This window comes from Nocardia sp. CNS-044, assembly GCF_059570515.1.
On the sequence record NZ_JCANSX010000006.1, the window covers coordinates 1,137,877 to 1,161,785 of the forward strand.

The 23,909-nt window shown below is 68.1% G+C and carries 24 protein-coding genes; 8 read left to right on the forward strand and 16 right to left on the reverse strand.

Annotated features, from left to right (window positions below; translation table 11 throughout):
• The first annotated feature begins 62 nt into the window (after window positions 1–62).
• On the forward strand, window positions 63–1,118 hold the full coding sequence (locus T333_RS13660) for a 2Fe-2S iron-sulfur cluster-binding protein (RefSeq protein WP_354998968.1): 1,056 nt from the start codon (window positions 63–65) through the stop codon (window positions 1,116–1,118).
• A gap of 163 nt (window positions 1,119–1,281) precedes the next feature.
• Here T333_RS13660 and T333_RS13665 read toward each other — a convergent pair whose 3' ends face one another.
• The 3 genes from T333_RS13665 to T333_RS13675 all read right to left on the reverse strand — a co-directional run bounded on the left by T333_RS13665 (window position 1,282) and on the right by T333_RS13675 (window position 4,149).
• Entirely contained in the window at window positions 1,282–2,025 is a 744-nt protein-coding gene (locus tag T333_RS13665; protein WP_496424636.1) for a DNA alkylation repair protein, read from the reverse strand.
• 120 nt (window positions 2,026–2,145) lie between these two features.
• Entirely contained in the window at window positions 2,146–2,910 is a 765-nt protein-coding gene (locus T333_RS13670) for a glutamate racemase (protein ID WP_354998966.1), read from the reverse strand.
• 42 nt (window positions 2,911–2,952) lie between these two features.
• Complete coding sequence (locus tag T333_RS13675) at window positions 2,953–4,149, reverse strand: NAD(P)/FAD-dependent oxidoreductase (protein WP_496424637.1); 1,197 nt, start codon at window positions 4,147–4,149, stop codon at window positions 2,953–2,955.
• 188 nt (window positions 4,150–4,337) lie between these two features.
• On the opposite strand from T333_RS13675, the gene T333_RS13680 reads away from it, so the two are divergent.
• Together T333_RS13680 and T333_RS13685 are read left to right on the forward strand one after the other, a co-directional pair.
• Window positions 4,338–4,709, forward strand: coding sequence for an SPW repeat domain-containing protein (locus T333_RS13680; protein WP_354998964.1), 372 nt, complete (start codon window positions 4,338–4,340; stop codon window positions 4,707–4,709).
• Window positions 4,710–4,782: 73 nt separating this feature from the next.
• Window positions 4,783–5,439: a TetR/AcrR family transcriptional regulator gene (locus T333_RS13685; protein ID WP_496424794.1), complete on the forward strand. Its 657-nt coding sequence runs from the start codon at window positions 4,783–4,785 to the stop codon at window positions 5,437–5,439.
• 6 nt (window positions 5,440–5,445) lie between these two features.
• Here T333_RS13685 and T333_RS13690 read toward each other — a convergent pair whose 3' ends face one another.
• From T333_RS13690 to hppD, 9 genes are all read right to left on the reverse strand, one after another.
• Window positions 5,446–6,261 (reverse strand): alpha/beta fold hydrolase, encoded by an 816-nt coding sequence (locus T333_RS13690; protein WP_496424638.1) that lies wholly within the window; start codon window positions 6,259–6,261, stop codon window positions 5,446–5,448.
• A 226-nt stretch (window positions 6,262–6,487) separates the two neighbouring features.
• Window positions 6,488–8,614, reverse strand: coding sequence for an elongation factor G (gene fusA, locus T333_RS13695; RefSeq protein ID WP_496424639.1), 2,127 nt, complete (start codon window positions 8,612–8,614; stop codon window positions 6,488–6,490).
• A 270-nt stretch (window positions 8,615–8,884) separates the two neighbouring features.
• On the reverse strand, window positions 8,885–10,075 hold the full coding sequence (gene tuf / locus T333_RS13700) for an elongation factor Tu (protein ID WP_354998961.1): 1,191 nt from the start codon (window positions 10,073–10,075) through the stop codon (window positions 8,885–8,887).
• Between the two features lie 134 nt (window positions 10,076–10,209).
• Window positions 10,210–12,312 carry an elongation factor G gene (fusA, locus tag T333_RS13705; RefSeq protein WP_354998960.1) on the reverse strand — a complete coding sequence of 701 codons (2,103 nt, stop codon included), beginning with the start codon at window positions 12,310–12,312 and terminating at the stop codon, window positions 10,210–10,212.
• Between the two features lie 150 nt (window positions 12,313–12,462).
• Window positions 12,463–12,933 carry a 30S ribosomal protein S7 gene (gene rpsG / locus T333_RS13710; protein ID WP_011211611.1) on the reverse strand — a complete coding sequence of 157 codons (471 nt, stop codon included), beginning with the start codon at window positions 12,931–12,933 and terminating at the stop codon, window positions 12,463–12,465.
• A 1-nt stretch (window position 12,934) separates the two neighbouring features.
• Entirely contained in the window at window positions 12,935–13,309 is a 375-nt protein-coding gene (rpsL, locus tag T333_RS13715; RefSeq protein ID WP_014353064.1) for a 30S ribosomal protein S12, read from the reverse strand.
• 273 nt (window positions 13,310–13,582) lie between these two features.
• Window positions 13,583–14,137, reverse strand: a complete 555-nt coding sequence (locus tag T333_RS13720; RefSeq protein WP_354998959.1) for a DUF3558 domain-containing protein — start codon at window positions 14,135–14,137, stop codon at window positions 13,583–13,585.
• Window positions 14,138–14,148: 11 nt separating this feature from the next.
• Window positions 14,149–14,676, reverse strand: a complete 528-nt coding sequence (locus T333_RS13725; protein WP_354998958.1) for a DUF3558 domain-containing protein — start codon at window positions 14,674–14,676, stop codon at window positions 14,149–14,151.
• A gap of 39 nt (window positions 14,677–14,715) precedes the next feature.
• The gene (gene hppD, locus T333_RS13730) at window positions 14,716–15,894 is read right to left on the reverse strand and encodes a 4-hydroxyphenylpyruvate dioxygenase (protein WP_496424640.1); all 1,179 of its coding nucleotides are present in this window, start codon (window positions 15,892–15,894) and stop codon (window positions 14,716–14,718) included.
• 160 nt (window positions 15,895–16,054) lie between these two features.
• Between hppD and T333_RS13735 the strand changes: the two genes are divergently transcribed.
• Window positions 16,055–16,573: an Lrp/AsnC family transcriptional regulator gene (locus T333_RS13735; protein WP_496424641.1), complete on the forward strand. Its 519-nt coding sequence runs from the start codon at window positions 16,055–16,057 to the stop codon at window positions 16,571–16,573.
• A 6-nt stretch (window positions 16,574–16,579) separates the two neighbouring features.
• On the opposite strand, the gene T333_RS13740 is transcribed toward T333_RS13735, so the two are convergent.
• Together T333_RS13740 and T333_RS13745 are read right to left on the reverse strand one after the other, a co-directional pair.
• The gene (locus T333_RS13740) at window positions 16,580–17,692 is read right to left on the reverse strand and encodes a winged helix DNA-binding domain-containing protein (protein WP_496424642.1); all 1,113 of its coding nucleotides are present in this window, start codon (window positions 17,690–17,692) and stop codon (window positions 16,580–16,582) included.
• A 16-nt stretch (window positions 17,693–17,708) separates the two neighbouring features.
• Entirely contained in the window at window positions 17,709–18,683 is a 975-nt protein-coding gene (locus T333_RS13745) for an NADPH:quinone oxidoreductase family protein (RefSeq protein WP_354998954.1), read from the reverse strand.
• A 111-nt stretch (window positions 18,684–18,794) separates the two neighbouring features.
• On the opposite strand from T333_RS13745, the gene T333_RS13750 reads away from it, so the two are divergent.
• The 3 genes from T333_RS13750 to T333_RS13760 all read left to right on the forward strand — a co-directional run bounded on the left by T333_RS13750 (window position 18,795) and on the right by T333_RS13760 (window position 21,225).
• On the forward strand, window positions 18,795–19,121 hold the full coding sequence (locus tag T333_RS13750; protein WP_496424643.1) for a WXG100 family type VII secretion target: 327 nt from the start codon (window positions 18,795–18,797) through the stop codon (window positions 19,119–19,121).
• Complete coding sequence (locus tag T333_RS13755) at window positions 19,118–20,260, forward strand: transglycosylase SLT domain-containing protein (protein WP_496424644.1); 1,143 nt, start codon at window positions 19,118–19,120, stop codon at window positions 20,258–20,260. The genes T333_RS13750 and T333_RS13755 overlap by 4 nt, the downstream gene beginning before the upstream one ends.
• Before the next feature lie 191 nt (window positions 20,261–20,451).
• The gene (locus T333_RS13760) at window positions 20,452–21,225 is read left to right on the forward strand and encodes an acyl-[acyl-carrier-protein] thioesterase (protein WP_354998951.1); all 774 of its coding nucleotides are present in this window, start codon (window positions 20,452–20,454) and stop codon (window positions 21,223–21,225) included.
• 83 nt (window positions 21,226–21,308) lie between these two features.
• On the opposite strand, the gene T333_RS13765 is transcribed toward T333_RS13760, so the two are convergent.
• A complete protein-coding gene (locus tag T333_RS13765) occupies window positions 21,309–22,979 on the reverse strand; it encodes an FAD-dependent oxidoreductase (protein ID WP_496424645.1) in 1,671 nt (556 codons plus the stop codon).
• A gap of 193 nt (window positions 22,980–23,172) precedes the next feature.
• On the opposite strand from T333_RS13765, the gene T333_RS13770 reads away from it, so the two are divergent.
• Window positions 23,173–23,664 carry a SixA phosphatase family protein gene (locus tag T333_RS13770; RefSeq protein ID WP_354998949.1) on the forward strand — a complete coding sequence of 164 codons (492 nt, stop codon included), beginning with the start codon at window positions 23,173–23,175 and terminating at the stop codon, window positions 23,662–23,664.
• Window positions 23,665–23,692: 28 nt separating this feature from the next.
• On the opposite strand, the gene T333_RS13775 is transcribed toward T333_RS13770, so the two are convergent.
• The gene (locus T333_RS13775) at window positions 23,693–23,896 is read right to left on the reverse strand and encodes a hypothetical protein (protein WP_354998948.1); all 204 of its coding nucleotides are present in this window, start codon (window positions 23,894–23,896) and stop codon (window positions 23,693–23,695) included.
• Window positions 23,897–23,909 lie beyond the last annotated feature (13 nt).

Genomic DNA, 23,909 nt, shown 5'->3' on the forward strand with positions numbered 1-23,909 from the left:
CTAGTTTTTTCGGCGGCTGCTGGACCCGCGGTCGCCGACGGTGCCGGATTCGAGAGGACGTCATGACAACCGTCGAAGTTCCCCACGGCTCGCGCTCGGTCGTGCTGCGGGTTGCCGCGGTCATCGCCGAGACGGCCGACACCAACTCGCTGGTCTTCGACGTCCCCGACGAGCTGCGCGAGAAGTTCGAGTACAAGCCCGGACAGTTCCTCACGCTGCGCATCCCCAGCGACCTGACCGGCTCGGTGGCCCGCTGCTACTCGCTGGCCAGCTCGCCGCACACCGACGACCAGCCCAAGGTCACCGTGAAGCGCACCGAGGGCGGCTACGGCTCGAACTGGGTGTGCGACAACGTGAAAGCGGGCGATCAGCTCGAGGTGCTGCCGCCCTCCGGCGTCTTCACACCGAAGAACCTCGACGAGGACCTGCTGCTGTTCGGCGCGGGCAGCGGCATCACGCCGGTGATGTCCATCCTGAAGTCCGCGCTGGCCCGCGGCACCGGCAAGATCGTGCTCGTCTACGCCAACCGCGACGCGGAAACCGTGATCTTCGCCCGCGAACTGCGCGAACTCGTCGACAAGCATCCGCAGCGGCTCTCCGTGATCCACTGGCTGGAGCCGCTGCTCGGCCTGCCGACCGCCGACACGGTCGCCACCCTCGTCGCGCCCTACACCGGCTACGAGGCGTTCATGTGCGGGCCGAAGCCGTTCATGGACCTGGTGCACGACGCGCTCGGCCGGCTCGGCGTTCCACGGTCGCGCACGCACGCCGAGGTGTTCAATTCCCTTGCCGGTGACCCGTTCGCCGACCAGGCGCCGGTCGAGGTGAGCGACGAGGAGGCCGCCGACGCGGCGACCGTCGAGGTGGAACTCGACGGCGAGGTGCACGAGCTGAGCTGGCCGCGCAAGCAGACGCTGGTCGACATCATGCTCGCCAAGGGTCTCGACGTGCCCTACTCCTGCCAGGAGGGCGAATGCGGGTCCTGCGCCTGCACGGTGCTGGAGGGCAAGGTCGAGATGGAGAACGCCGAGATCCTCGATCCCGAGGACATCGAGAACGGGTACATCCTCGGCTGCCAGGCGCGGCCGGTCACGGATCGGTTGCGCATCCAGTTCTGAGGGGCGCTCGACCGCGCAGGTTCAGCCTGTGCCTCAGCACGCCGACCGCGCATCGCGGCATCCTGCCTGCGCTCAGCGCGCCGCCCGGGTGGGCGTTCGGAGCTGGCGCCGAGGCCGCCCGTGGCGTGGGGCAGGTCTTCGGACGCCGCGCCGATCGGCGCCCTCACCGCGCCGCGCGGTAGGCGGCTCGTTCGGCGGCCCCGAGATGTTCGGTGGCGTAGCCGAGCGCGGTGCGGCCCATCCGGGGCGCGTGCTCGTCCAGGAAGCCGGTCAGCAGCGCCCGGTCGATGCGCTTGCCGACCTCGCGCAGCATCCAGCCGACCGCCTTCTGGATGAGGTCGCGGCGGTCGGTCAGGAGTTGCTCGCAGAGCTGGAAGGTCGTGCTCGCATCGCCCGCCTTGATGAAGGCGAAGGTGGTCAGCAGGGCGACGCGGCGCTCCCACAGCGAATCCGCGGCGGCCAGCTCGAAGAGCAGATCCCGTGGCCGGTCCAGCAACCACGGGCCGAGGACGTTCTCGGCGGACACGTCGACGAGGTCCCAGTTGTTCACCCGGCCGCGCCGCACGGCGTCCAGGTACAGCCGCACCATCTTCTCCTGCCCCGCCACGTCGAGGGTGCGCGGCTTGGCCGCCTTGGCGAAGCGGGCGTTCAGTATGACGAGACCGGCCAGGCGCTCCTCGTGCACGGCGCTGTCGAGCAGGTCGTCGATCTCGGTGAGTTCCAGTGCGGCAAAGCGTTTGGCGACCGCGCGGGTCATCGGGACGCGCACACCGACGAACACGTCACCCTCGCCGTACTCGCCGGGACCGGTCTTGAAGAAGCGCTGGAGATGGATCGCGTCGGCGGGATCGGCGACCTCTGCGAGCGCCTGCCGAACATCCGCCGCGGTCGGCGCTGTTTCGATCATCGACGGCTCCCGTCCCTCGGCGCGGCGCGGGATCCGTCCCGCACGCGATCATTCAACACCGCCGAGGGAACGAAGCAGGAAAGCCGGATCGAACCAGCGCGTTCAATCGGACACGCGCGTTCAATCAGATACAGCGCCGAGGATGCGCCCCGATTCGAAGGCCGCGGCGCTCGCGGGCAGCGTGCCGGGCCGTCCGCTGTTCAGTACCCGAACCACTCCGTTGCCGGTGGTCGGCCTGCCGAGCGCGTCCATCCGCCGAATGGTCTGCGCGGCAACGGCTTGCGCGCTGTCGAACAGGCGGACGCCGACCGGCAGCGCCGCCACGATGGCGTCGATGACCAGCGGGTAGTGCGTGCAGCCGAGGACGACGCCCTCGACGTCGTCGGGCGTCTGCTCGGCGGCGCGGGCGATGGAATCGCGGGCAGCTACCAGATCGCCACGGTCGATGGCGTCGGCGAGGCCGTGACAGGCGACGCCGACCACCTTGGCGTCGCCGCCGAACTCCGCGATGAGGTCGGCCTGGTACTTGCTCGCGGTGGTCGCCGCGGTGGCCCATACCGCGACCGAGCGGCAGGCCGCGGCCGCGGGCTTGATGGCGGGCACGGTGCCGATCACCGGGACGCCCGGGCCGACGTCGGCGCGCACGTGTTCCAACGCGGTGACGCTGGCCGTATTGCACGGCAGCACGATCACTTCGGCGCCGGACTCGACCGACCTGCGGGCCGCGCCGACCACGCGATCGACGGTCCACCGCTCCGGCTTCGGGCCCCACGGAGCGCCGTCCGGGTCGAGTTGCAGCAGCAGGTCCACGTCCGGCCGTAGCTTGCGCAGCCAAGCGGCCGTGGGCAGCAAACCCAGCCCCGAGTCGATGAGCGCGACGATCACATCGACCACCGTATTACAGGCGAACCCGCCGGCCGAACCGTCTCAGGTGGACGCGAGCAGGTCGGCGACCGGCGCCGCCGCGGCGATCTTCGCTCGGGCCTTCATCACCTGGCCCGTCATCCCCGCCCCGACGACGCCGGTGAGGACGCCGTTCCTGGCGTAGTAGGCGAGGAACTTGCGGCCGTCGTCGGTGACAACCGTGACCTCGTCGGCGGCGCTCGGGGTGCCGAGGGCCTGGATCTTCACGTCGTACTGGTCGCTCCAGAAGTACGGGACCCGCGCCGCGGTGGGCGGCTCCGCGCCGAGCAACGCGCAGGCCAGCAGCTTGGCTTGTTCGCCCGCGTTGGTCCAGTGCTCGACCCGCTTGCGTTGGCCGGTCTCATGCCGCCACGCGGCGACATCGCCCACGGCCCACACCCGGTCCGCGGAGGTCCGGCCGACCTCGTCGGCGAGCACGCCGCCACCGTCGGCGGGTTCGGCGAGCGCAATCCCGGAATCGGTCAGCCATTCGGTCACCGGGCGCGAGCCGACGCCGATCACGACCAAGTCCGCGACCAGCTCGGTGCCGTCGGACAACAACGCGCCCCGCACTCGGCCCGCGTCGTCGGCGAGGAAGGTGTCCAGTCCGGTGTGGCAGCGCAGGTCGACGCCCTCGGCGCGGTGCATGCGCGCGACCAGCTCGCCGACCTGTTCGCCGAGCACGGAGGCCAGCGGCGTCGGCTGCGGTTCGATCAGCGTCACCTCGACACCCGCCGCGCGGAAGCTGGCCGCGAGCTCGCAGCCGATGAAGCCCGCGCCGACCACGAGCGCCCTTGTGGCGACACGCAATTCGTCGCGCAGCGCGGCCGCGTCCGTGTGCCCGCGCAGCACGTGCACACCGGTCAGCTCGGGCAGGCCGGGCAGACGGCGCGGACGCAAACCCGTCGCGATGACGAGCTGGTCGTAGTCGACGACGCTGCCGTCGGCCAGGGTGATCCGCCGCGCCGCGGTGTCCACGGCGGTCGCCGCGGTGTTCAGGCGCAGCTCGATCCGCTTCTCCTCGAAGAATTCCGCGGGGCGCAGCGTCGTGTCGTCGGTCTCGCCGCGGACGAATTGCTTGGACAGTGGTGGGCGGTCGTAGGGCAACCGCGACTCGTCGCCGATCAGGACCAGTTCGCCGGTGTATCCGGCGCGGCGCAGTTCCTCGGCGGTGCGCAGCCCGGCGAGTCCGGCCCCCACGATCACGATCGGCGCGGTCATGCGGCAATCCCTTCATCCGTCGGCACGATCCTCACCCTAGCGTCTGCTTGGTCAAGTTCGGATGTGTCGGCGGTCACTCTCGATGGGTCGGCTATCGCCACGCAATCGTGTCCGTACCGATATTGATCGGGCGGTCAATCAGGACTATACCGAGGTCAGAGCACAATTCGAGCCCTAGGAGGCACACCATGTTCACCGAGAGTCGCGCGCAGGACCTGCTTGCCGTCATACTCGGCGCCTTCACCGCCCTGTCCCCCATCTGGGTGGACACGAACGACCGGGCAATGTGGACGATGATCGTCCTCGGCGTCTTGATCGCCCTCACCGGCCTGGCCCAGATGGCCCGACCGGCCATGGCGATGGCCGACTACGCCATGGCGCTGTTCGGTGCGCTGCTGTTCATCGCGCCCTGGGCGATGGACTACACCGAGTTCCGCGGTGCATCCTGGACCTCGTGGATCGTCGGCGTGGTCACCGTAGTCGTCGCGGTCGCGGCGCTGCCCGCGGTCACGGCGCGCATGCACCGGACGACCAGCGGAGGAATGGCTCCGCACCTCTGATGCGTGACGTGCTAATCCCCCATCGCGCACCGGTCTTCGGCCGGACGGCAACGAGGACGCAGCACTGATGCAGATGCCCAAACCCGGTCGCCACCTGGTCCGGCGATCGGTGGATCCCACCCGGACCGGGCGCCGCCGCAGCGCCAAGATCGACGGCAACGCCCGGCAGCTCATCCTGGACGCCGCTGAAAGCCTCTTCGCGGCCCAGGGTTTCGACGCCACCGCGACGGCGGCCATCGCCGCGGGAGCCGGCGTGCCCAAAGGCCTTGTCTTCTACTACTTCCCCACCAAGGACTCGATCCTGTCCGCGCTCATGGCCGAGCGCATGCCCACGCAGCCGATCGACGACATCGGCGCCGTCGTCGCACCCGGCGACCCGGCCACCAGCCTGGTCAACCTCGACGCCGCGCTGAACCTGCGCGACCACCATTCCTCGGTGCTGCGGGTGATCATGTGGCGCGAGGCCGACACCCATCCCGACGTGCGCCGCCAACTCCGCCACCTGCGCGACCAACTCCTCGACGTGACCGCCCGCGTCCTCCAGGCCAGCGCGCCCGCCCCGGTCCGCCCCGGCACCTTGCGCGCCTGCGCCGCCGCCTGGGTCTCGGCCATGTTCGCCATCGCCAGCACCGACCGCCTGCACGCCCTCGACGGCATCCCCCTCCCCACCACCGACGAAGTCCTCAACGTCGCCCAGGTCGTCGCCGCCGGAATGACCCAACTCGGCTGAATGGCGTCAATCCTCGTATTCCGTGAGGAATTCGACCACGTCGGGGGCGAAGCGGGGGTGTTTGACGGTGCCCATGTGGGAGGCGCCGGGGTAGATGTGGAGGCGGGAGTCGGGGATGCCGTCGGCGGTGCGGCGGAAGGTGGCGGTGGAGTAGAACTCGTCGCGTTCGCCGCCGATGACGAGGGTGGGCGCGGTGATCTCGCCGAGGCGGTCCGAGAGGTCGAAGGCGTCCTCGGCGCGGACGAAGGCGAGGGTGTCGGACGGGTTCGCCGGACGCACGAACGGATCGAGCAGCCACATGGCGCCCTTGGTGAGGCGGTCGGTGAAGGTGGTGGGCGACGGCATCATGTGATGCAGCGCCCTGCGACCCTCGGCCGCCGCTTCGGCGTAGTTCAGCTGCGAGGTGCGCACCGCGTCCTCCAGGCGATAGCCCGAAGCGCCGATGACGAGCCTCCGGAGGACATCGGGATGGTCGGCGGCCAGCTGCAACGCGAGCGATCCACCGGAGGAGATGCCGAGAATGTCCACGGGCGTGGCGAATTCGGCGCGCAGCGCCTCGGCGTGCTGGGCGGCGATCTCGGCCATCGTGGTGCCCTCGGCCATATCGGGCGCCCTGTTCACCGCGTACACGCGAAAGTGCCTGGCCAGTGGCGCGAGGGTCTTGATCTCGGACTCGCGCATCCATCCGGTGGGATTGGCGTGGTTCGGAGTGAACCACCGCAGGAACACCAGCGGACGGCCGGAACCCAAGGCGAGATAGGGCATTCCGTGCTGGAGCGCACCCTCGACGATATCGAGATCGGTGTGTGCGGACCTGCTCATGCTTCCCTCCGGTGGCGACGACGGCTCGACATGTCGACCGTATCGGCAGGCCCCGACAGATCCGCGCAGGTGCGGCTCCGCGTCGCCGCGCCCGAGCGTCAGGACGACCGCACCACGCAGCCGCCGAGTCGGAGCAGTCCGGCGGCCGCGAGGACGCGGGTAGGCCGTTCGTTGCGACGGGACACGCGAACGGCGCCGTTCCGTACGGAACGGCGCCGTCTACCGGTCACCGGCCCGCGATGATCGCGTTCGCCAGCGCGGCGGGCACTTCGGCGTAGGAATCCAGCACCATGGCGTAGTTCGCCCGGCCCTGCGTCCGCGACCGTAGGTCACCGATGTAGCCGAACATCTCCGTCAGCGGAGCCAGCGCCCGCACCACTCGCGCGCCGCCGCGCTGCGCCACGGTCTGGATCCGGCCGCGTCGCGCGTTCAGATCACCGATGACCTCGCCGAGGTACTCCTCCGGGGTGACCACCTCGACCGCCATGACCGGCTCGAGCAGCGCGGGCCCGGCACGCACCAGCGCCTCCCGCACCGCCTGCGCGGCCGCGGTGCGGAACGCGAGTTCGGACGAATCCTGCACGTGCGCAGCGCCATCGAGCAGCACAACGCGCACGCCGAACACCGGATACCCGGCCAGCACACCGCTGCGCAGCGCGTCCTGCGCACCGGCGTCCACCGCGGGCAGGTACTCCTTCGGCACCCGGCCGCCGGTCACCCGGCTCTCGAATTCGTAGCTCGCGCCGTCGTCGGCCGCGAACGGTTCCACCGCGAGCACCACCTTCGCGAACTGTCCACGTCCGCCCACCTGTTTGCGATGGGTGTACTCGAACCGGTCCACCGAGACGGTGACGGTCTCGCGGTAGGACACCCGCGGCGCGCCGATGGTCGCCGCGACGCCGAACTCGCGCCGCATCCGGTCGAGCAGGATCTCCAGGTGCAGCTCGCCCATGCCGCCGATGACGGTCTGCCCGGTCTCGGCATCGACCCGCACCGAGAACGTCGGATCATCGTCCGCCAAGCGCTGGATCGCCTCGCTCAGCTTTTCCTGATCGGACCTGGTTCGCGGCTCGATCGAGACCTCGAGCACCGGATCGGGGAACGTCATCGACTCCAGCACGATCTGGTCGTGCGGGTCGCACAGGGTGTCGCCGGTCGCGGTGTCCTTCAGGCCGATCACCGCGCAGATGTCACCGGCCGCCGCCGCTCCGATCGGGCGCTCGATGTTCGAGTGCATCTGGAACAGCTTGCCCAGCCGCTCCTTTCCTCCCTTCGTCGAATTGAGCACGGCGGCACCGGTTTCGACGCGGCCCGAGTACACCCGCAGGTAGGTGAGCTTGCCGAAGTACGGGTGCGCCGCGACCTTGAACGCCAGCGCCGCGAACGGCGCGTCCTCCCGGGGTTCGCGGTGCACGAGTGTGTCCTCGCGGCCGGGCAGGTGACCGTCGACGCCGCCCGCGTCCAGGGGCGAGGGCAGATAGTCGATGATCGCGTCGAGCATCGGCTGCACTCCCTTGTTCTTGAACGCCGAACCGCACAGCACCGGATAAAGCTTCGAGGCGACCGTGCACCGCCGAATGGCGGCCTTGATCTGCGCGATCGTCGGCACAGAGCGCACGGCCGGAGCGAATGCGGAGGTAGGCGCATCTGCGAGATACTGCTCGAGCAGTTCCTCGTCGGTGTCGGCGAGGGTTTCGAGCAGTCGCTCGCGTTCGCGCTCGGCCCGCTCGCGCAGCTCGGCCGGGACGTCGGCGACGGTGTAGCGCGCACCGAGCTCCGTATCCTCGTGCCACACAATCGCTTTCCACTCCACCAGGTCGATGACGCCCGTGAATGCGTCCTCCGCGCCGATCGGCAGCTGCACGACGAGCGGTGTCACGCCGAGACGCTCCGCGATGGTGCGCACGGTGAAATCGAAATCCGCACCGAGCTTGTCCATCTTGTTCACGAAGCAGATCCGCGGCACGTCGTACTTGTCGGCCTGCCGCCACACCTGCTCGGACTGCGGCTCGACACCCTCTTTGGCGTCGAAAACCGCTACGGCGCCGTCGAGTACGCGCAGCGAACGCTCCACCTCGACGGTGAAGTCGACATGGCCGGGCGTGTCGAGGATGTTGATGCGGTGCTGTTTCCAGAAGCAGGTAGTGGCGGCAGCGGCGATCGTGATGCCGTGCTCTTGCTCCTGCACCATGCGGTCCATCGCCGCGTTGCCGTCGTGCACCTCACCGATCTTGTGAGTGACGCCGGTGTAGAACAGGATTCGTTCGGTAGTGGTGGTCTTTCCGGCATCGATGTGCGCCATGATGCCGATATTGCGTACCCGGCCGAGATCGGCCCGCGTCCCGCGAGTCATGGGATCCCCCAACTGGTTTCGTCGAAGATGTCGACGCTCGCCTAGTTGGTGCGCTCCGGTGACGGCACGAGCATCGTGTCGCGCGACGCCGACCGGCGCCGAAGACACGCCGCCGATCTACCCCCGCGCTCGCGGACCCGAAGTAACCATGTCCCATGTCTACCGCCCCACCCATCCGGCCGTCCACCGAATTACAGTTCCTCCCCGGAAACGCCGAACGGCGCCGCTCCTTGCGGAGCGGCGCCGTGGGGAGATCGGTGATTCAGCGAATCACTTGATGATCTTGGTGACGCGGCCGGCGCCGACGGTGCGGCCACCCTCGCGGATCGCGAAGCGCAGGCCCTCTTCCATGGCGACCGGCTGGATGAGCTTGACGCTCATCTCGGTGTTGTCGCCCGGCATGACCATCTCGGTGCCCTCGGGGAGGGTCACGACGCCGGTCACGTCGGTGGTGCGGAAGTAGAACTGCGGGCGGTAGTTGTTGAAGAACGGGGTGTGGCGGCCGCCCTCGTCCTTCGACAGGATGTACGCCTGGCCCTCGAAATCGGTGTGCGGGGTGGTGGTGCCCGGCTTCACGATGACCTGGCCGCGCTCGACGTCCTCGCGCTTGATACCACGAACCAGCAGACCGACGTTGTCGCCCGCCTGGCCCTGGTCGAGCAGCTTGCGGAACATCTCGATACCGGTGACCGTGGTCTTGGTCTTCTCCGGACGGATGCCGACGATCTCGACTTCCTCGTTCACGTTGATCACGCCACGCTCGACGCGACCGGTGACGACGGTGCCACGACCGGTGATGGTGAACACGTCCTCGACCGGCATCAGGAACGGCTTGTCGGTCTCACGGACCGGCTCCGGGATCGACTCGTCGACCGCGTCCATGAGGTCCTCGACGGCCTTGACCCACTTCGGGTCGCCCTCGAGCGCCTTCAGGCCGGAGACACGCACGACCGGCGCGTCCTCGTCGAACTCCTGGGCGGCCAGCAGCTCGCGGACCTCCATCTCGACGAGCTCGAGGATCTCCTCGTCGTCGACCATGTCCGACTTGTTCAGCGCGACCAGGATGTAGGGCACGCCGACCTGGCGGGCGAGCAGCACGTGCTCACGGGTCTGCGGCATCGGGCCGTCGGTGGCGGCGACCACCAGGATGGCGCCGTCCATCTGCGCCGCACCGGTGATCATGTTCTTGATGTAGTCAGCGTGACCCGGGGCGTCGACGTGCGCGTAGTGGCGCTTGTCCGTCTGGTACTCGACGTGGGAGATGTTGATCGTGATACCACGAGCCTTCTCCTCCGGCGCCTTGTCGATCTGGTCGAACGCGAAGGCCGCGTTCAGATCGGGGTACTTGTCAGCCAGCACCTTGGTGATCGCCGCGGTCAGCGTGGTCTTGCCGTGGTCGACGTGACCGATGGTGCCGATGTTGACGTGGGGCTTCGTCCGCTCGAACTTCGCCTTCGCCACTTTGGGTCCTCCTGGACTGTGTTGGTTCCTGCAGTTGCAGCAGTGCGGGGGTCATCCCCGCGAGTGCGGGAATTCGGGGTCTTGCTGACTCCCGGTGAGTTCCGGGGCAAGTGTGCCACCTGCCCCGGAGGGGACTACTCGCCGGTCGCCTTGGCGATGATCTCCTTCGACACGTTGGCCGGAACCTCCGCGTACGAATCGAACACCATGGAGTAGTTCGCCCGGCCCTGGGTCTTCGACCGCAGGTCACCGATGTAACCGAACATCTCCGAGAGCGGAACCAGCGCCTTGACGACACGGGCACCACTGCGTTCCTCCATGGCCTGGATCTGGCCACGGCGGGAGTTCAGGTCGCCGATCACGTCGCCCATGTAATCCTCGGGCGTGGTGACCTCGACAGCCATCATCGGCTCGAGGATCACCGGACCGGCCTTACGGGCCGCTTCCTTCAGGGCCTGCGCGCCGGCGATCTTGAATGCCATTTCCGACGAGTCGACGTCGTGGTAGGCACCGTCGAGCAGGGTGACCTTCAGGTTGACCAGCGGGTAGCCAGCGAGCACACCGTACTGCATGGCGTCCTGCGCACCGGCGTCGACCGAAGGGATGTACTCCCTCGGCACACGGCCACCGGTGACCTTGTTCTCGAACTCGTAGTGCGCGCCGTCCTCGCCGACGAACGGCTCGAGGGCGATGATCACCTTCGCGAACTGACCGGAACCACCGGTCTGCTTCTTGTGGGTGAATTCGAGCTTCTCGACCGTCTTGGTGATGGTCTCGCGGTAGGCCACCTGCGGCTTACCGACGTTCGCCTCCACCTTGAACTCGCGCTTCATGCGGTCCACGAGGATGTCGAGGTGGAGCTCGCCCATACCGCCGATGACGGTCTGGCCGGTCTCGGCGTCCAGCTTGACCGAGAAGGTCGGGTCCTCTTCCGAGAGACGCTGGATCGCGGTGCCCAGCTTCTCCTGGTCGGACTTGGTCTTGGGCTCGATGGAGACCTCGATGACCGGGTCCGGGAAGGTCATGGACTCCAGCACGATCTGGTTCTGCGGATCGCACAGGGTGTCACCGGTGGTGGTGTCCTTGAGGCCGATGACCGCGTAGATGTGGCCCGCGGAGGCCGCACCGACCGGGTTCTCCTTGTTGGAGTGCATCTGGAACAGCTTGCCCAGACGCTCCTTCTTGCCCTTGGTCGAGTTGATGACCTGGGCGCCGGAGTCGACCTTGCCGGAGTACACGCGGACGTAGGTCAGCTTGCCGAAGAAGGGGTGCACCGCGATCTTGAACGCCAGCGCCGCGAACGGCTCGTCGGCGCTCGGCTTGCGGGTCAGCAGCTCCTCTTCCTTGCCGGGCACGTGGCCGGTGGTGGCCTCCACGTCCAGCGGCGAGGGCAGGTAGTCGATGACCGCGTCGAGCATGGGCTGCACGCCCTTGTTCTTGAACGCGGAACCACAGAGCACCGGGTAGAGCTCGGAGGTCACCGTCAGCTTGCGGATGGCGCCCTTGATCTCCTCGATCGTGAGCTCCTCGCCGCCGAAGAACTTCTCCAGCAGCGCCTCGTCCGACTCGGCGACGGTCTCGAGCAGCTCCTGGCGGTACTGCTCGGCCTGCTCCTTCAGGTCGTCCGGGATCTCGACGACCTCGTACTGCTCACCGAGCTTGGTCTCGCCGCGCCACACCTTGGCGTTGTTCTCGACCAGGTCGACGATGCCCACGAAGGTGTCCTCCGCGCCGATCGGCAGCTGGATGACCAGGGGCTTGGCGCCGAGGCGCTCCTTGATGGTGCGCACGGTGAAGTAGAAGTCCGCACCGAGCTTGTCCATCTTGTTGACGAAGCAGATCCGCGGCACGTCGTACTTGTCGGCCTGACGCCACACCTGCTCGGACTGCGGCTCGACGCCTTCCTTGCCGTCGAACACCGCGACGGCGCCGTCGAGCACGCGCAGCGACCGCTCCACCTCCACGGTGAAGTCGACGTGCCCGGGGGTGTCGATGATGTTGATCTGGTTGTCGTTCCAGAAGCACGTGGTAGCCGCGGAGGTGATGGTGATACCACGCTCCTGCTCCTGCTCCATCCAGTCCATCGTGGCCGCGCCGTCGTGGACCTCACCGATCTTGTAGGTGATACCAGTGTAGAAGAGGATGCGTTCGGTAGTGGTGGTCTTACCGGCATCGATGTGGGCCATGATGCCGATGTTTCGGACCTTGTTCAGGTCGGTGAGCACGTCCTGTGCCACGGAAATCTTCCCCGCTCGTAGCTAGTTGGGATCTTCGGGTTCCAGACCCTGTCGGGTCATCACTATGTCAACGCCGGGAGGGGCACCGAAGTGCCGCCTCGCGACTGTGAGCCTTCCGGCGCCGACACGGAGCGACGGGCCGGCCGGCAATCACCAGCGGTAGTGCGCGAACGCCCGGTTCGACTCGGCCATCTTGTGGGTGTCCTCGCGACGCTTCACCGAAGCGCCCAGGCCGTTGCTAGCGTCGAGCAGCTCGTTGGCCAGACGCTCGACCATGGTCTTCTCACGACGCGCGCGGGCGAAGTTGACCAGCCAGCGCAGCGCGAGGGTGTTGGCACGGCCGGGACGAACCTCGACCGGAACCTGGTAGGTGGCGCCACCGACGCGGCGGGGCTTCACCTCGAGCGACGGCTTGACGTTGTCCAGCGCGCGCTTGAGGGTGACGACCGGGTCGGTGCCGGTCTTCTCGCGCGCCTGCTCGAGCGCGCCGTAGACGATGCGCTCGGCGGTGGACTTCTTGCCGTCCAGCAGGATCTTGTTGACCAGCTGGGTGACCAGCGGCGACCCGTAGACCGGGTCGTTGATCAACGGACGCTTGGGAGCGGGGCCCTTGCGCGGCATATCAGCTCTTCTCCTTCTTGGCGCCGTAGCGGCTGCGGGCCTGCTTGCGGTTCTTCACACCCTGGGTGTCCAGCGAGCCACGGATGATCTTGTAGCGGACACCGGGGAGGTCCTTCACACGACCGCCACGGACGAGCACCATCGAGTGCTCCTGGAGGTTGTGGCCCTCGCCGGGGATGTAAGCCGTGACCTCGACCGCGCTGGTCAGGCGAACACGCGCGACCTTACGCAGCGCGGAGTTCGGCTTCTTCGGGGTCGTGGTGTACACGCGGGTGCACACGCCACGACGCTGCGGGCTCCCCTTGAGGGCCGCGGTCTTGGTCTTGGCGACCTTGTCACGGCGACCCTTGCGGACCAGCTGGTTGATGGTTGGCATAGACCGGCTTTCCTTGTTGTCTAACGCGGTGTCTGGAACTTATGTCTTGTGTTCATCGAGTCTTCACTCGCACGTCCAACCACGTTTCTCGCGTCCCGAGGTCGGGCGTGTCGTGCGTGAGACAGGACCCTGATTCCGGGCACGCCGGGGAGGTCGGCCGCTTTCGCTGGCCTACGTCGAACGCACGAACTTGCCCGCATGCTTCCGGGCACAGCGATCCACGATACTCGCGGGCTTCGCGAAGGGTCAAAGCGGGGTCCGGCGCGTGGCGGTTTACCTGGCCAAATTCAGTGTCAGCTCCACCAGCTGCTTGGCCGCGCCGCACGGATCAGGATGCGTCGAACCCGCGCGGTAGTTGATCCACCAGCCGACCACGCCACTGTCGGCCGCGCTCGCGCTGACGCCGCAGGAATCGGGGTCGCCGGGGCGGCGGGTCTGCAACGCGCGGCTGCTCTGCACGGTCGTGTTCTCCGACTTGTAGCCGAGCTTGTCGTTGGTCGCCTTCTCGTTGTTCAGCGAACCGATCTCGTACCAGTTGAGGGTGACCATGGCCCGCCCGCCGGGCGCGTCCTCGACGTCCCACATGCACACCGCACCGTTGAACGAGCCCTGCACGAACCGCGCGTCGCCGACCGCCTTGCCGATCTTGTCGGGCTCCACGACCTCGCATTCGCGCAGCAGCTTGTCGAAATTCGTGTTGATCTGCTGACTGCCGCCCGCCGGAAACGCCTCGCCCTCGATGGTCCTGCCGCAGCCCGTCATCGTGAGCGCCAGCGCGGCCGCCGTCGCGGCGAGCACCACGTTCCGTGTCTTCGGATGTGCACTCATGCCCGTCCCCCTCACTTCAGCCGCTGCACGGTGAGCTCGGCGAGCTTGCGCGTCTTCTCGCACGGATTCCCGGCGGCCGCGAACGCGCCGTACGACATCGACCATTCGAAGAAGTCGTCGTCGAGTTGCACGGCGAGATCGCAGACCGTGCCGCTGGGATCCAGCGCCTGGAATCCCGGCCTGCCGCCCACCTCGATCTTGTCCGGCTCCCGGCCGACGCTCGCCACCCAAGCCTTCTCCCGGTCGATCGGACTGCCACGGTAGGACGCGAAGGTGACGCTGGGCGAGGACAATCCGGCGGACTGGTAGTTGCAGCCGACCGAGTTCTTGAACACGGTCGAGAGCTGGCCGAGCCCGGCCAGCTCGCGCACCTCGTCGTCGGTGACGTGCCCGCATTCTCCGACGAACGGGCCGAGCGTCGCGACCTTGGGCGGCGGGCGCAGCGGGGTGTTCGAGGACCCGGAATCGTCGTCCGAGTCGCACGCCGACAGCGTCAATGTCAGGGCGAGACAAGTGATGAGCGCCGACGCGATCCGCATGATTCGAACTCTACTTGTTCGGCGGGCGCGACCTCCGGGTCAAAGATTCCCGCGGGCGGCCTGCTCGCGTTCGATCGCTTGGAACAGGGCCTTGAAATTGCCCTTGCCGAAGCCGAGGGAGCCGTGGCGCTCGATCAGTTCGAAGAAGACGGTGGGGCGGTCGGCAAGCGGCTTGGTGAAGATCTGGAGCAGGTAGCCGTCCTCGTCGCGGTCGACGAGGATGCCGCGGCGCTGCAATTCGGCGACCGGCACGCGCACCCGTCCGATGCGGGCGCGCAGTTCCGGGTCCTCGTAGTAGGTGTCGGGGGTGTCGAGGAATTCGACGCCCGCCCGGCGCAGGTTGTCGACGCAGGTCAGGATGTCGCTGGTGGCCAGCGCGATGTGCTGGACGCCGGGCCCCCGATAGAAGTCCAGGTACTCGTCGATCTGGGAGCGCTTCTTGCCGACGGCGGGCTCGTTCAGCGGGAACTTCACCCGGTGGTTTCCGTTCGCCACGACCTTGCTCATCAGCGCCGAGTACTCGGTGGCGATGTCGTCGCCGACGAACTCGGCCATGTTCGTGAAACCCATGACGCGGCGGTAGAACTCGACCCAGCGGTCCATCATGCCGAGTTCCACGTTGCCGACGACGTGGTCGATCGCCTGGAACAGCCGGGTCGGCGCCTCCGCACGCGGCTGGTAGCCGGAGCGGCGCGCCACATAGCCCGGCAGATACGGACCGTAATAGTTGGAACGGTCGACGAGGGTGTGCCTGGTCTCACCGTAGGTAGCCAGCGCCGCGGCGCGGACGGTGCCGTTCTCGTCGGTCTCGTCGTGCGGTTCGACGAGGACGGTCGCGCCGTGCGTGCGTGCCCACTCGATGCAGCGGTCCACGTCGGGCACCTCGAGCGCGATGTCGACGACGCCGTCGCCGTGCCGCTGGTGATGGGCGATCAGCGGGCTTTCCGGATGCACCGCGCCGGTGATCACGAACCGCGCCGCGCCGCTGCGCAGCACGAACGCCTTGTGGTCGCGATTGCCGGTCTCGGGTCCGGAGTACGCCTCCAGCCGCATCCCGAACGCCGATTGCATGAAGTGCGCGGTCTGCGTCGCGTTGCCGACCACCCAGACCAGGGCATCCCAGCCGATGACGGGGAACGGGTCGACACTGTCGTCGTGATCCACGAGGCCGACGAGCCCGCGTAGCTCGCCATCGGTGGGCAGGTGCTCGATGGTCATGAATCAAGGAAATATCGGCCGCCAACCGGTAGGCAACCGCTCCGATTTTCTGTAGACACAGTGGCGGATTCGGCTAGCAAAGGCCGCGCGATGCTGGACAATTTGAATAGTACCGATGGGACACCACGCTGCCCTCGCCCGCGCCCCACAGGAGGTCGCCATGTCACGTACTCCAGCGAAGCTGGACGAACTCGACCTCGCCATCCTGACTGCGATGCACGAGCACCAGAAGGCCGGAATCCTGGAGCTCTCCCGGCGCACCCGCGTCGCGCGAGCCACCGTGCAGTCGCGCATCGGGCGCATGGAGGAGGCGGGCGTGATCGCTTCTTACGACCCGCAAATAGATGTCACCGCAGCGGGTTTCGACGTGCAGGCGTTCGTCACGCTGGAGATCGCCCAGGGCGCGCTCGACACCGTCGCCGCCGAACTCGAGGCCATCCCCGGCGTGCTCGAGGCGTACGCGACGACCGGATCGGGTGATGTGTTGTGCCGCATCGGCGCCGACTCGCACGCCGGGCTGCAAGCGGTACTGCTCAGCATCGACCGGACCAGTTCGGTGGACCGGTCGCACAGCGTCATCGTGCTGTCCACGGTGGTGCCGCGCCGGACGCTGCCGCTGCTGCGCACGCTGACGCCGACCGGAAGCAGCAAGGCTCCCGCCTACCGCGACTCTCACTAGCCCATCTCACAGCCGCAGATCCGCGCCGACCTCGAGAATCTCCACGCTCGGCCGCTTGTCGTCCTCCAGGAAGCCGAGCAGCGCAAGCGCTTCCGCCTCGACCTCGGCTCGCTCGGCGGCCGACCACGCGCGGCTCGGGCTGATCCGCAGCCGCGCGACCCCGGACTGCGGGAAGACCTTGTACACACCCGCGACGAAACCGTCGACCAGCACCGGAGACACCGAGGTCGCGTAGGCGCGCAGGGTCGGTGGCGCGCCGTTCGGCACGATCCGGCTCCGATCCTGGTGCGAGAGAACGGCATTGTCGTACCAACCGAGCAGCCGGACCGGCGCGGGCAGATCCGGGTCGGCCAGTTCGGCGTCGGCGAGGTCGTAGAGGGTGCGGCCGCGCTCGTCGGTGTAGGTGCGCAGCCGGTCACCGAGCGCGTCGACGGCCTTCTTCAATCCGGTCAGCTTGGACCAGGTCTGCATGTCCATGGTCGTCGCGGGACCGAACGCCCGCAGATACCGGACCAGCAGCTCCGCGAGCGGGTAGCCGGGGTCGAGCGGCGCGCCGAGCCACGGCTCCACCCGTGACCACACCGGACGACTGCTGTCCTTCCACTTCCCGCGCGGGGGCGTCTGCAAGACCGGCAGCTGATACAGCCAGGTCTGCACCACCGCTCCGGGATCGCGGTCCGGCCAGAACGCGGCGGCGCGGGCCCGCAGTTCGGCGGCAGGCGTCGGCTCGTCGCCGAGCGCCTCCTCGCCGCGGGCCCGCACTTCGTCCGGATCCAGGCCGACCATCGCGCCGTAGTTGAAGCCCTTGCGGAACGGGACCTTCTCCAACTCCGGCTGGATGTGCGGCGCGATGCGCAGCGCGTCCGGCGGCGTCACCAGGTGAATGGTGCCGCGCATCAAGGTGATCCGGACCAGCGAACGGTCCTCCAGGCCCGCCGAGACCACCTCGGGATCGAAATCCGCAAGGCGGCTCCACAATCCGACGAACGGCGGCGGCACATCCTGCGCCTGCAAGCCGACCAGGTGATCGCACATCTGCGCCACCGTCAGCGACGATCGCTCCAGCAGGTGCTGGCGCTGCAACAAGGTCCGGTTCAACACCCGGCGGGAAAGCGTCATGACGCGCGAGCAGCGATCAGCGCAGGGTGACGACGACCTTGCCGGTCGCGGTGCGATTGTCCAGCGAGGCGACGGCTTCGGCGGCCCGGTCCAGCGGGTAGAGCACCGGTTGCGGCGGCGCGATCTTGCCCGAGGCCAGCAGCGGCTCCACCTCGGCCCACTGTTCGGCCAGGTAGCCCGGGTGCGTCATGACCCATTCGCCCCACGCAGCGCCGGTCACCTCGACGTTCTTGAGCAGCAGGCGGTTCACCTTCACCGTCGGGATCTCACCCGCCGTGAAGCCGACGACCAGCAGCCGACCGGCCGAGGCCAGCGAGCGGATGCTGTCGGTGAAGCGGTCGCCGCCCACCGGGTCGAGCACGATGTCGACGCCGCGGCCGCCGGTCAGCTCCTTCACCGCGGCGAGCCAGCCGTCGGTGAGCACCACGTCGGTGGCGCCGTTGGCCTTGGCCACCTCGGCCTTCTCCGGCGTGCTCACCACCGCGATCACCCGGCCCGCGCCGAGCGCCGCGGCCATCCGCAGCGTCGAGGTGCCTATGCCGCCCGCCGCGCCGTGCACGAGCACGGTCTCGCCCTCGGCCAGCCTGCCGCGGTTGCGCAGGCAGAAGTGCACCGTCAGATCGTTGAACAGGATGCCGGCGCCGGCCTCCAGGGAGATGTTGTCCGGCAGCTTGAACACCATCTGCGCGGGCGCCACCGCGACCTCGGCCATGGCGTTGCCGAGCAGCGTCAACGCGACCACCCGGTCACCCGCCCGCACGTGCGCGTCGGCGGGCGCTTCGCGCACCACGCCCGCGACCTCGCCGCCGACGACGAACGGCAGTTCCGGCTTCATCTGGTACTGCCCGCGCGTCATCAGCACATCGGGAAACGCGACGCCCGCGGCGTGCACGTCGATCACCACACCGCCCGGATACGAGGCGGGCTCGGGGATCTCGACGACCTCGACCGCTTCCGGTCCCTCCAGCTTGCTGACCTGGGCTGCGCGCATGTGCCGACCTCTCTGTCCGATTCGACGACATCGGTCGTCGTCGATGACACCGTGACCAACATAACGCTAAGCTGGGCGCGACTTTCAGGTCGGGGAGAAGGGGGCTTTTCCATGGTCGACGGCGCACAGCCGCCTGCACAATTGCAGGTGAATCCGCAAGCGCTACAGACGTTCGCGAACGATTTGGGTGCCGAGGCGGGGGTGATTCGCGGGCTCAACATCGGCAATGGGTTCGATCCGGCTGTATCGGCCCTGCAAGGCACACCCTTCGGTAACTCCGCGGGCCGCGCCACCGACCTGACCAACCAGTGCCTGCACCGCATCGCCGACCGGCTGGACAAGGTCGCCCAGAGCACCCGCACCGCCGCGGGCGCCTACGAGGTCGCCGAGGACGATTTCGCGGCCCGCCTCCGCACCATCGCACTCGAGCTGCCATGACGCTCACCATCGGGAACGTCTCCGCCTGGCAGCCCGACCAGGTCGGCACCGCGGGCGCGAACGCACGCAAGCTCTCCGAGCAACTCGACGCCGCGGTGCGCAAAGGCTCCGACGACACCGCCCGGCTCGGTACCGACAAGGTGTGGTCCGGCGCGGCAGCCGACGCCGCCAACCAGCGGATGGACACCGAGAAGACCCGCTCGGGCGCGGTGAGCGCCGCCCTGCTCGAGCTCGCCACCGCCTTCGAGGCCGAGGTCGGCAACCTGAACGAAGCCAAATCCAACGTCCTGCGGCTGCGCGACCAGGCGGCGAGCGCGGGTCCCGTCCCCGGCGCGGGCATGGGACTGATCACCGGCTTCACCGTGAACGACAACGGCACCGTCGACGCCACCGCGCGCACCGACGAGTTGCTCCGCGGCCTCACCGGCCAAGCCGCCGACGACCTGCGCCTGCGCATCCGCACCGACGCCGCGAACTGGGAAACCCAGATCACCACCGCGCTGCAGACCGCCGAGAACGTGGCCACCGAAGCACAGCGCAAGGTCGACACCGCGATCACCAAACTCCAGTCGGCCCTCGACGGCCTCGCCGACACCAACCTCATCCCACCCCCGTCGACCACCACTGCACCGGCCGCCACCACCCCACCCACGACGCAATCCCCGAGCAAGCCGAACTACGTGATGTCCGGCGGCAACAACAGCTACTCCGGCTCGTCCTCCGATTCGTCGTATTCGGGCAGCCCGTCGTCCTCGAGCGCCCCGACCGGGCCGATGCCGACCGGGGACAAGGCCAAGTGGATCCAGGAGGCGATTCAGGCGCTGCGCGCCAAGGGGTACGACATCAGCGACAGCGACGCCGCGATCATCTCGATGATCATCGACAAGGAATCCGGCGGAAACCCACACGCGATCAACCTCTGGGACAGCAACGCCGCGGCGGGCATCCCCTCGAAGGGCTTGATGCAGACCATCGACCCGACGTTCAACTCCTACAAGCTGCCCGGCCACGACGACATCTGGAACCCCGTCGACAACATCATCGCCGGAACGCGTTACGCCATCGAACGGTACGGATCGCTCAGCAACGTTCCAGGCATCGCGGCGATGAGCCGGGGAGAGGGGTACGTCGGCTACTGATCACCAGCGGGTTCACGGCTCGGACGATTCGCCGAGCCGCCGGTCGGAGGACGATTCCGGATGCGGTGCGCCGGTTCGCATACCAGTGAGTACAGGCGGCTCGACGCGAGGGTGTGACGTACGCCCCGTAAAGTCGTCTCACAACAGCACCGCAAGAAGACGCGGCACAACGTGCAGCGCGAGGAGCACCAGTGTCACTCGATCAGCCACTCGCCCCGCTGAGCCAGGAGGGCATGGGCTATGCCTCGGCGTGGCCGGTACGGGCTGGCGATGTGGATCCGTACGACCGATTGAGGTTCGACGCCGTCGCCAGATACCTGCAGGATATCGCTTGGGAACAGTTGCATCAGACGTTCCTGCACCGGTCTGATCCGAGCTGGATCGTTCGCCGCACGGTCATCGACGTCATCCGCCCCATCGTCTGGCCGGACCAGGTGCATCTGCTGCGCTGGTGTTCGAGCATGTCGACCAGGTGGACGAATATGCGGGTACGGATCACCAGCGACAACGGCGGGCTGATCGAGACCGAGGGCTTCTGGATCAATATCAACGAGTCGACCAACCGGCCGACCCGGATCAGCGACGAGGGCCTGTCCTACCTGGCCAGGACCGCGGGCGAGCACCGGCTGCGGTGGCGGCCGTACCTGACCGATTCGACTCCCCCGGAATCGGACACCGACCTGCCATTTCCGGTGCGGGCCACCGACATCGACTCGTACAACCACGTGAACAACGCCTGCTACTGGCAGGCCGTCGAGCAGTTCCTGGTGGACTATCCGAAGCTGGTCGCGGGTCCGCACCGCGCGGTGATCGAGTACGTCGCCCCGGTGCTCGCGCGCCAGCACATCAGCGTGCGCAGCCGCTACGAACCGGGCGATCGCAACGGGCGGCCGGTGCTGCGGCTGTGGTTCGTGGTCGGCGGGACGACCACGACCGTCGTGCGCATCATGCCGCTGCCCGGCTGACACGCGACGACGGCCGATCCCCGCTCACCAGGAGACCGTCGGGCGGATCACGCGGACCCGTCCGACGGCCTCATGTCCCGGATTCAGCCCCGAGCGGCCTTGAGCAGATCCTCGCGAGTGGTGAACTTGACCCGCGGACGGCCCGCGGCCTTGCCCGCCGTCTTCTCCGCCTGATCGATCGACTTCCACCCCGCGCGGTCGACGAGGTCGGCCTGGCGCTGTGCGATCAGTGCCTTCAGCGCGGCGCGATCGCCTTGCGGCACAGCGAGTTTGCCCGAGATGAAGTCGGCGACGAGCTGCTCGACGGTCTCCTCGGAGTCGACGCGGTTCGAGCCGATGACCCCGCGCGGGCCGCGCTTGATCCAGCCGCTGACGTACACGCCAGGCAGCGGGACGCCGTCCTCCCCGAGCACCCGGCCGTGCTCGTTGGGCACCACGGCGCGGCGCTCGTCGAACGGCAGGCCCGCGACCGGCTCGCCGCGGTAGCCGATGGAGCGCAGCACCAGCGAGGCGTCCAGCCGATCGGTCTGGTCGGTCGCGCGGGCGACCAGCTGGCCGCCCTCCTCGACCAGTTCGTTGCGCACGAACTCGATGCCATCGACGCGCTCGGCGCCGGTGACCGCGGTCGGCGAAGCCAAGTAGCGGAAGACGATCCGCTTGTTGGCGGGATCGCGGCGGCCCGCGGCGTACTCCTTGGCCAGGGTGTACTTCAGCTGCAACGAGGGCTCGACGTCCGGGTCGTCCAGCAGCGCGCTGCTGCTCGGGTCGAGTTCGAGTTCGGCCTCGTCGACGATCACGTCGACGCCCTTCAGGTGGGTGAGCGCGAGGAACTCCGGCGAGGTGTAGGCCGCCTGCAGCGGACCGCGCCTGCCGAGCACGACGACTTCGCGGATATTGCTGCCGCGCAGGGCATCCAGCGCGTGGTCGGCGATGTCGGTCTTGGCGAGTTCGTCGGGGTCGACGGTGAGCACCCGCGCCACGTCCAGCGCGACGTTGCCGTTGCCGACGATCACGGCGCGCTCGCCGGACAGGTCGAACTGCCGTTCGGCGTAGTCGGGGTGGCCGTTGTACCAGGCGACGAACTCGGTGGCCGAGTGGCTGCCCGGCAGGTCCTCGCCGGGAATGTTCATGTGGCGATCGCTGGCCGCGCCGACCGCGTAGATCACCGCGTGGTGGTGCCCGAGCAGTTCCTCGTGCGAGATGTGCGTGCCCACCTCGACATTGAGGTAGTACTGCAGGGTCTCGCGGCGGAACGCGGACTCGAACATGCCCGAGACCGTCTTGGTTCCCGGGTGGTCGGGGGCGACGCCCGCGCGCACCAGACCCCACGGCGTCGGTAGCCGGTCGAACATCTCGACCTCGGCGTCGCAGCGGCGCAACAGTTCGTCGGCCGCGTAGCAGGCCGCGGGCCCCGCGCCGACGATGGCGACGCGTAGCGTGCCGAGTTCCTTCGGCGGCCGCTGCGGAGCCACGATCGGGTCGAAGTTGGATTCGAGCGGATGCCGTTCGAAGTAGGCCGCGTTGATGTCGCGGAACCGCGCGAGAGTGGCAGGCAGATCGTCCTCGGAGTAGATGGCCTCGACCGGGCACGCGTCCACACAGGCGCCGCAGTCGATGCAGGTGTCCGGGTCGATGTAGAGCATTTCGGTCGTCGCGAACTCCGGCTGGTCCGGCGTGGGACGAATGCAGTCGACCGGGCACTCGGAGACGCAGCTGGCGTCGTTGCAACAACGCTGCGTGATTACGTAGGCCATATTGTGCAGATCCTCGAAAATGTGCGTGGGCTGGTGCCACCCTGGGTTGCGGTGGTGGGCCGCGGTGTCACAGCGAGCGGATAGCGATATGTGACGCCGCTTTCAGTGTGCCTCGAGAGTGGCGTACGCCTCTCTTCGGAGTGCCTACGTGCCTATCACACCCCGGTCACAGGCGGAGGCTTACGGTATTGCCATGGTTCGGACCCTGATCCTGATGCGGCACGGCAAGTCCAGCTATCCGGACGGCGTCGGCGATCACGAGCGCCCGCTCGCGCCGCGCGGCCAGCGGGAGGCCGGGTTGGCGGGCGACTGGCTGCGCGAGACCCAGCCGCCGATCGACGCGGTGCGCTGTTCGACCGCCGTTCGGACCCGCGAAACGCTGGCCGCCACCGGGATCACCGCGCCGGTCGTCTACGAACGCGGCATCTACGAGGCGTCGCCGCGGACCCTCATCGAACTGATCCAGCTCAGCGACGACGACGTCGAGACCTTGCTGCTGATCGGCCACGCACCCGGAATGCCGTGGACCGCATGGGAACTCGCGGCCAACCGCAATTCGAACCAGGCCGTCGAGCTGAGCAGGAAGTTCCCCACCTCGGCGCTCGCGGTCCTCGAATTCGACCGCCCGTGGTCCGACATCGACCCGGGCACCGGCGAACTCGTGCGCTTTCACGTCCCCCGCTGAAGCTATCTACCGTGCTGGGCTCCCGCGGTCACTTCAGCAGCCTGCCACCGACCACGACGACGACGCCGAGCAGGATCAGTAGCAGGAACGCGACGAATCCGTTTGTCAGCCACCAGACGACGCCGAGCGCGACGACGAACGGCGCCACCGCGATCGCGGTGATGACGGGACTCTCCTTGACCGTGGCCCAGGCCGAGCGGGCCCGGATCCGGTCGATTTCCTTTCCAGGCATGCCACCAGGGTAG

Coding starts and splice junctions, on each gene's coding strand:
- T333_RS13685 (WP_496424794.1), top strand. CDS start 4,783: ATGCCCAAACCCGGTCGCCACCTGGTCCGGCGATCGGTGGATCCCACC.
- T333_RS13770 (WP_354998949.1), top strand. CDS start 23,173: ATGGTTCGGACCCTGATCCTGATGCGGCACGGCAAGTCCAGCTATCCG.
- T333_RS13665 (WP_496424636.1), bottom strand. CDS start 2,025: ATGATCGAAACAGCGCCGACCGCGGCGGATGTTCGGCAGGCGCTCGCA.
- T333_RS13745 (WP_354998954.1), bottom strand. CDS start 18,683: ATGCGCGCAGCCCAGGTCAGCAAGCTGGAGGGACCGGAAGCGGTCGAG.
- T333_RS13775 (WP_354998948.1), bottom strand. CDS start 23,896: ATGCCTGGAAAGGAAATCGACCGGATCCGGGCCCGCTCGGCCTGGGCC.
- T333_RS13765 (WP_496424645.1), bottom strand. CDS start 22,979: ATGGCCTACGTAATCACGCAGCGTTGTTGCAACGACGCCAGCTGCGTC.
- T333_RS13755 (WP_496424644.1), top strand. CDS start 19,118: ATGACGCTCACCATCGGGAACGTCTCCGCCTGGCAGCCCGACCAGGTC.
- T333_RS13690 (WP_496424638.1), bottom strand. CDS start 6,261: ATGAGCAGGTCCGCACACACCGATCTCGATATCGTCGAGGGTGCGCTC.
- T333_RS13740 (WP_496424642.1), bottom strand. CDS start 17,692: ATGACGCTTTCCCGCCGGGTGTTGAACCGGACCTTGTTGCAGCGCCAG.
- T333_RS13675 (WP_496424637.1), bottom strand. CDS start 4,149: ATGACCGCGCCGATCGTGATCGTGGGGGCCGGACTCGCCGGGCTGCGC.
- T333_RS13735 (WP_496424641.1), top strand. CDS start 16,055: ATGTCACGTACTCCAGCGAAGCTGGACGAACTCGACCTCGCCATCCTG.
- T333_RS13750 (WP_496424643.1), top strand. CDS start 18,795: ATGGTCGACGGCGCACAGCCGCCTGCACAATTGCAGGTGAATCCGCAA.
- hppD (WP_496424640.1), bottom strand. CDS start 15,894: ATGACCATCGAGCACCTGCCCACCGATGGCGAGCTACGCGGGCTCGTC.
- T333_RS13720 (WP_354998959.1), bottom strand. CDS start 14,137: ATGAGTGCACATCCGAAGACACGGAACGTGGTGCTCGCCGCGACGGCG.
- rpsG (WP_011211611.1), bottom strand. CDS start 12,933: ATGCCGCGCAAGGGCCCCGCTCCCAAGCGTCCGTTGATCAACGACCCG.
- rpsL (WP_014353064.1), bottom strand. CDS start 13,309: ATGCCAACCATCAACCAGCTGGTCCGCAAGGGTCGCCGTGACAAGGTC.
- T333_RS13725 (WP_354998958.1), bottom strand. CDS start 14,676: ATGCGGATCGCGTCGGCGCTCATCACTTGTCTCGCCCTGACATTGACG.
- T333_RS13680 (WP_354998964.1), top strand. CDS start 4,338: ATGTTCACCGAGAGTCGCGCGCAGGACCTGCTTGCCGTCATACTCGGC.
- fusA (WP_496424639.1), bottom strand. CDS start 8,614: ATGACTCGCGGGACGCGGGCCGATCTCGGCCGGGTACGCAATATCGGC.
- T333_RS13660 (WP_354998968.1), top strand. CDS start 63: ATGACAACCGTCGAAGTTCCCCACGGCTCGCGCTCGGTCGTGCTGCGG.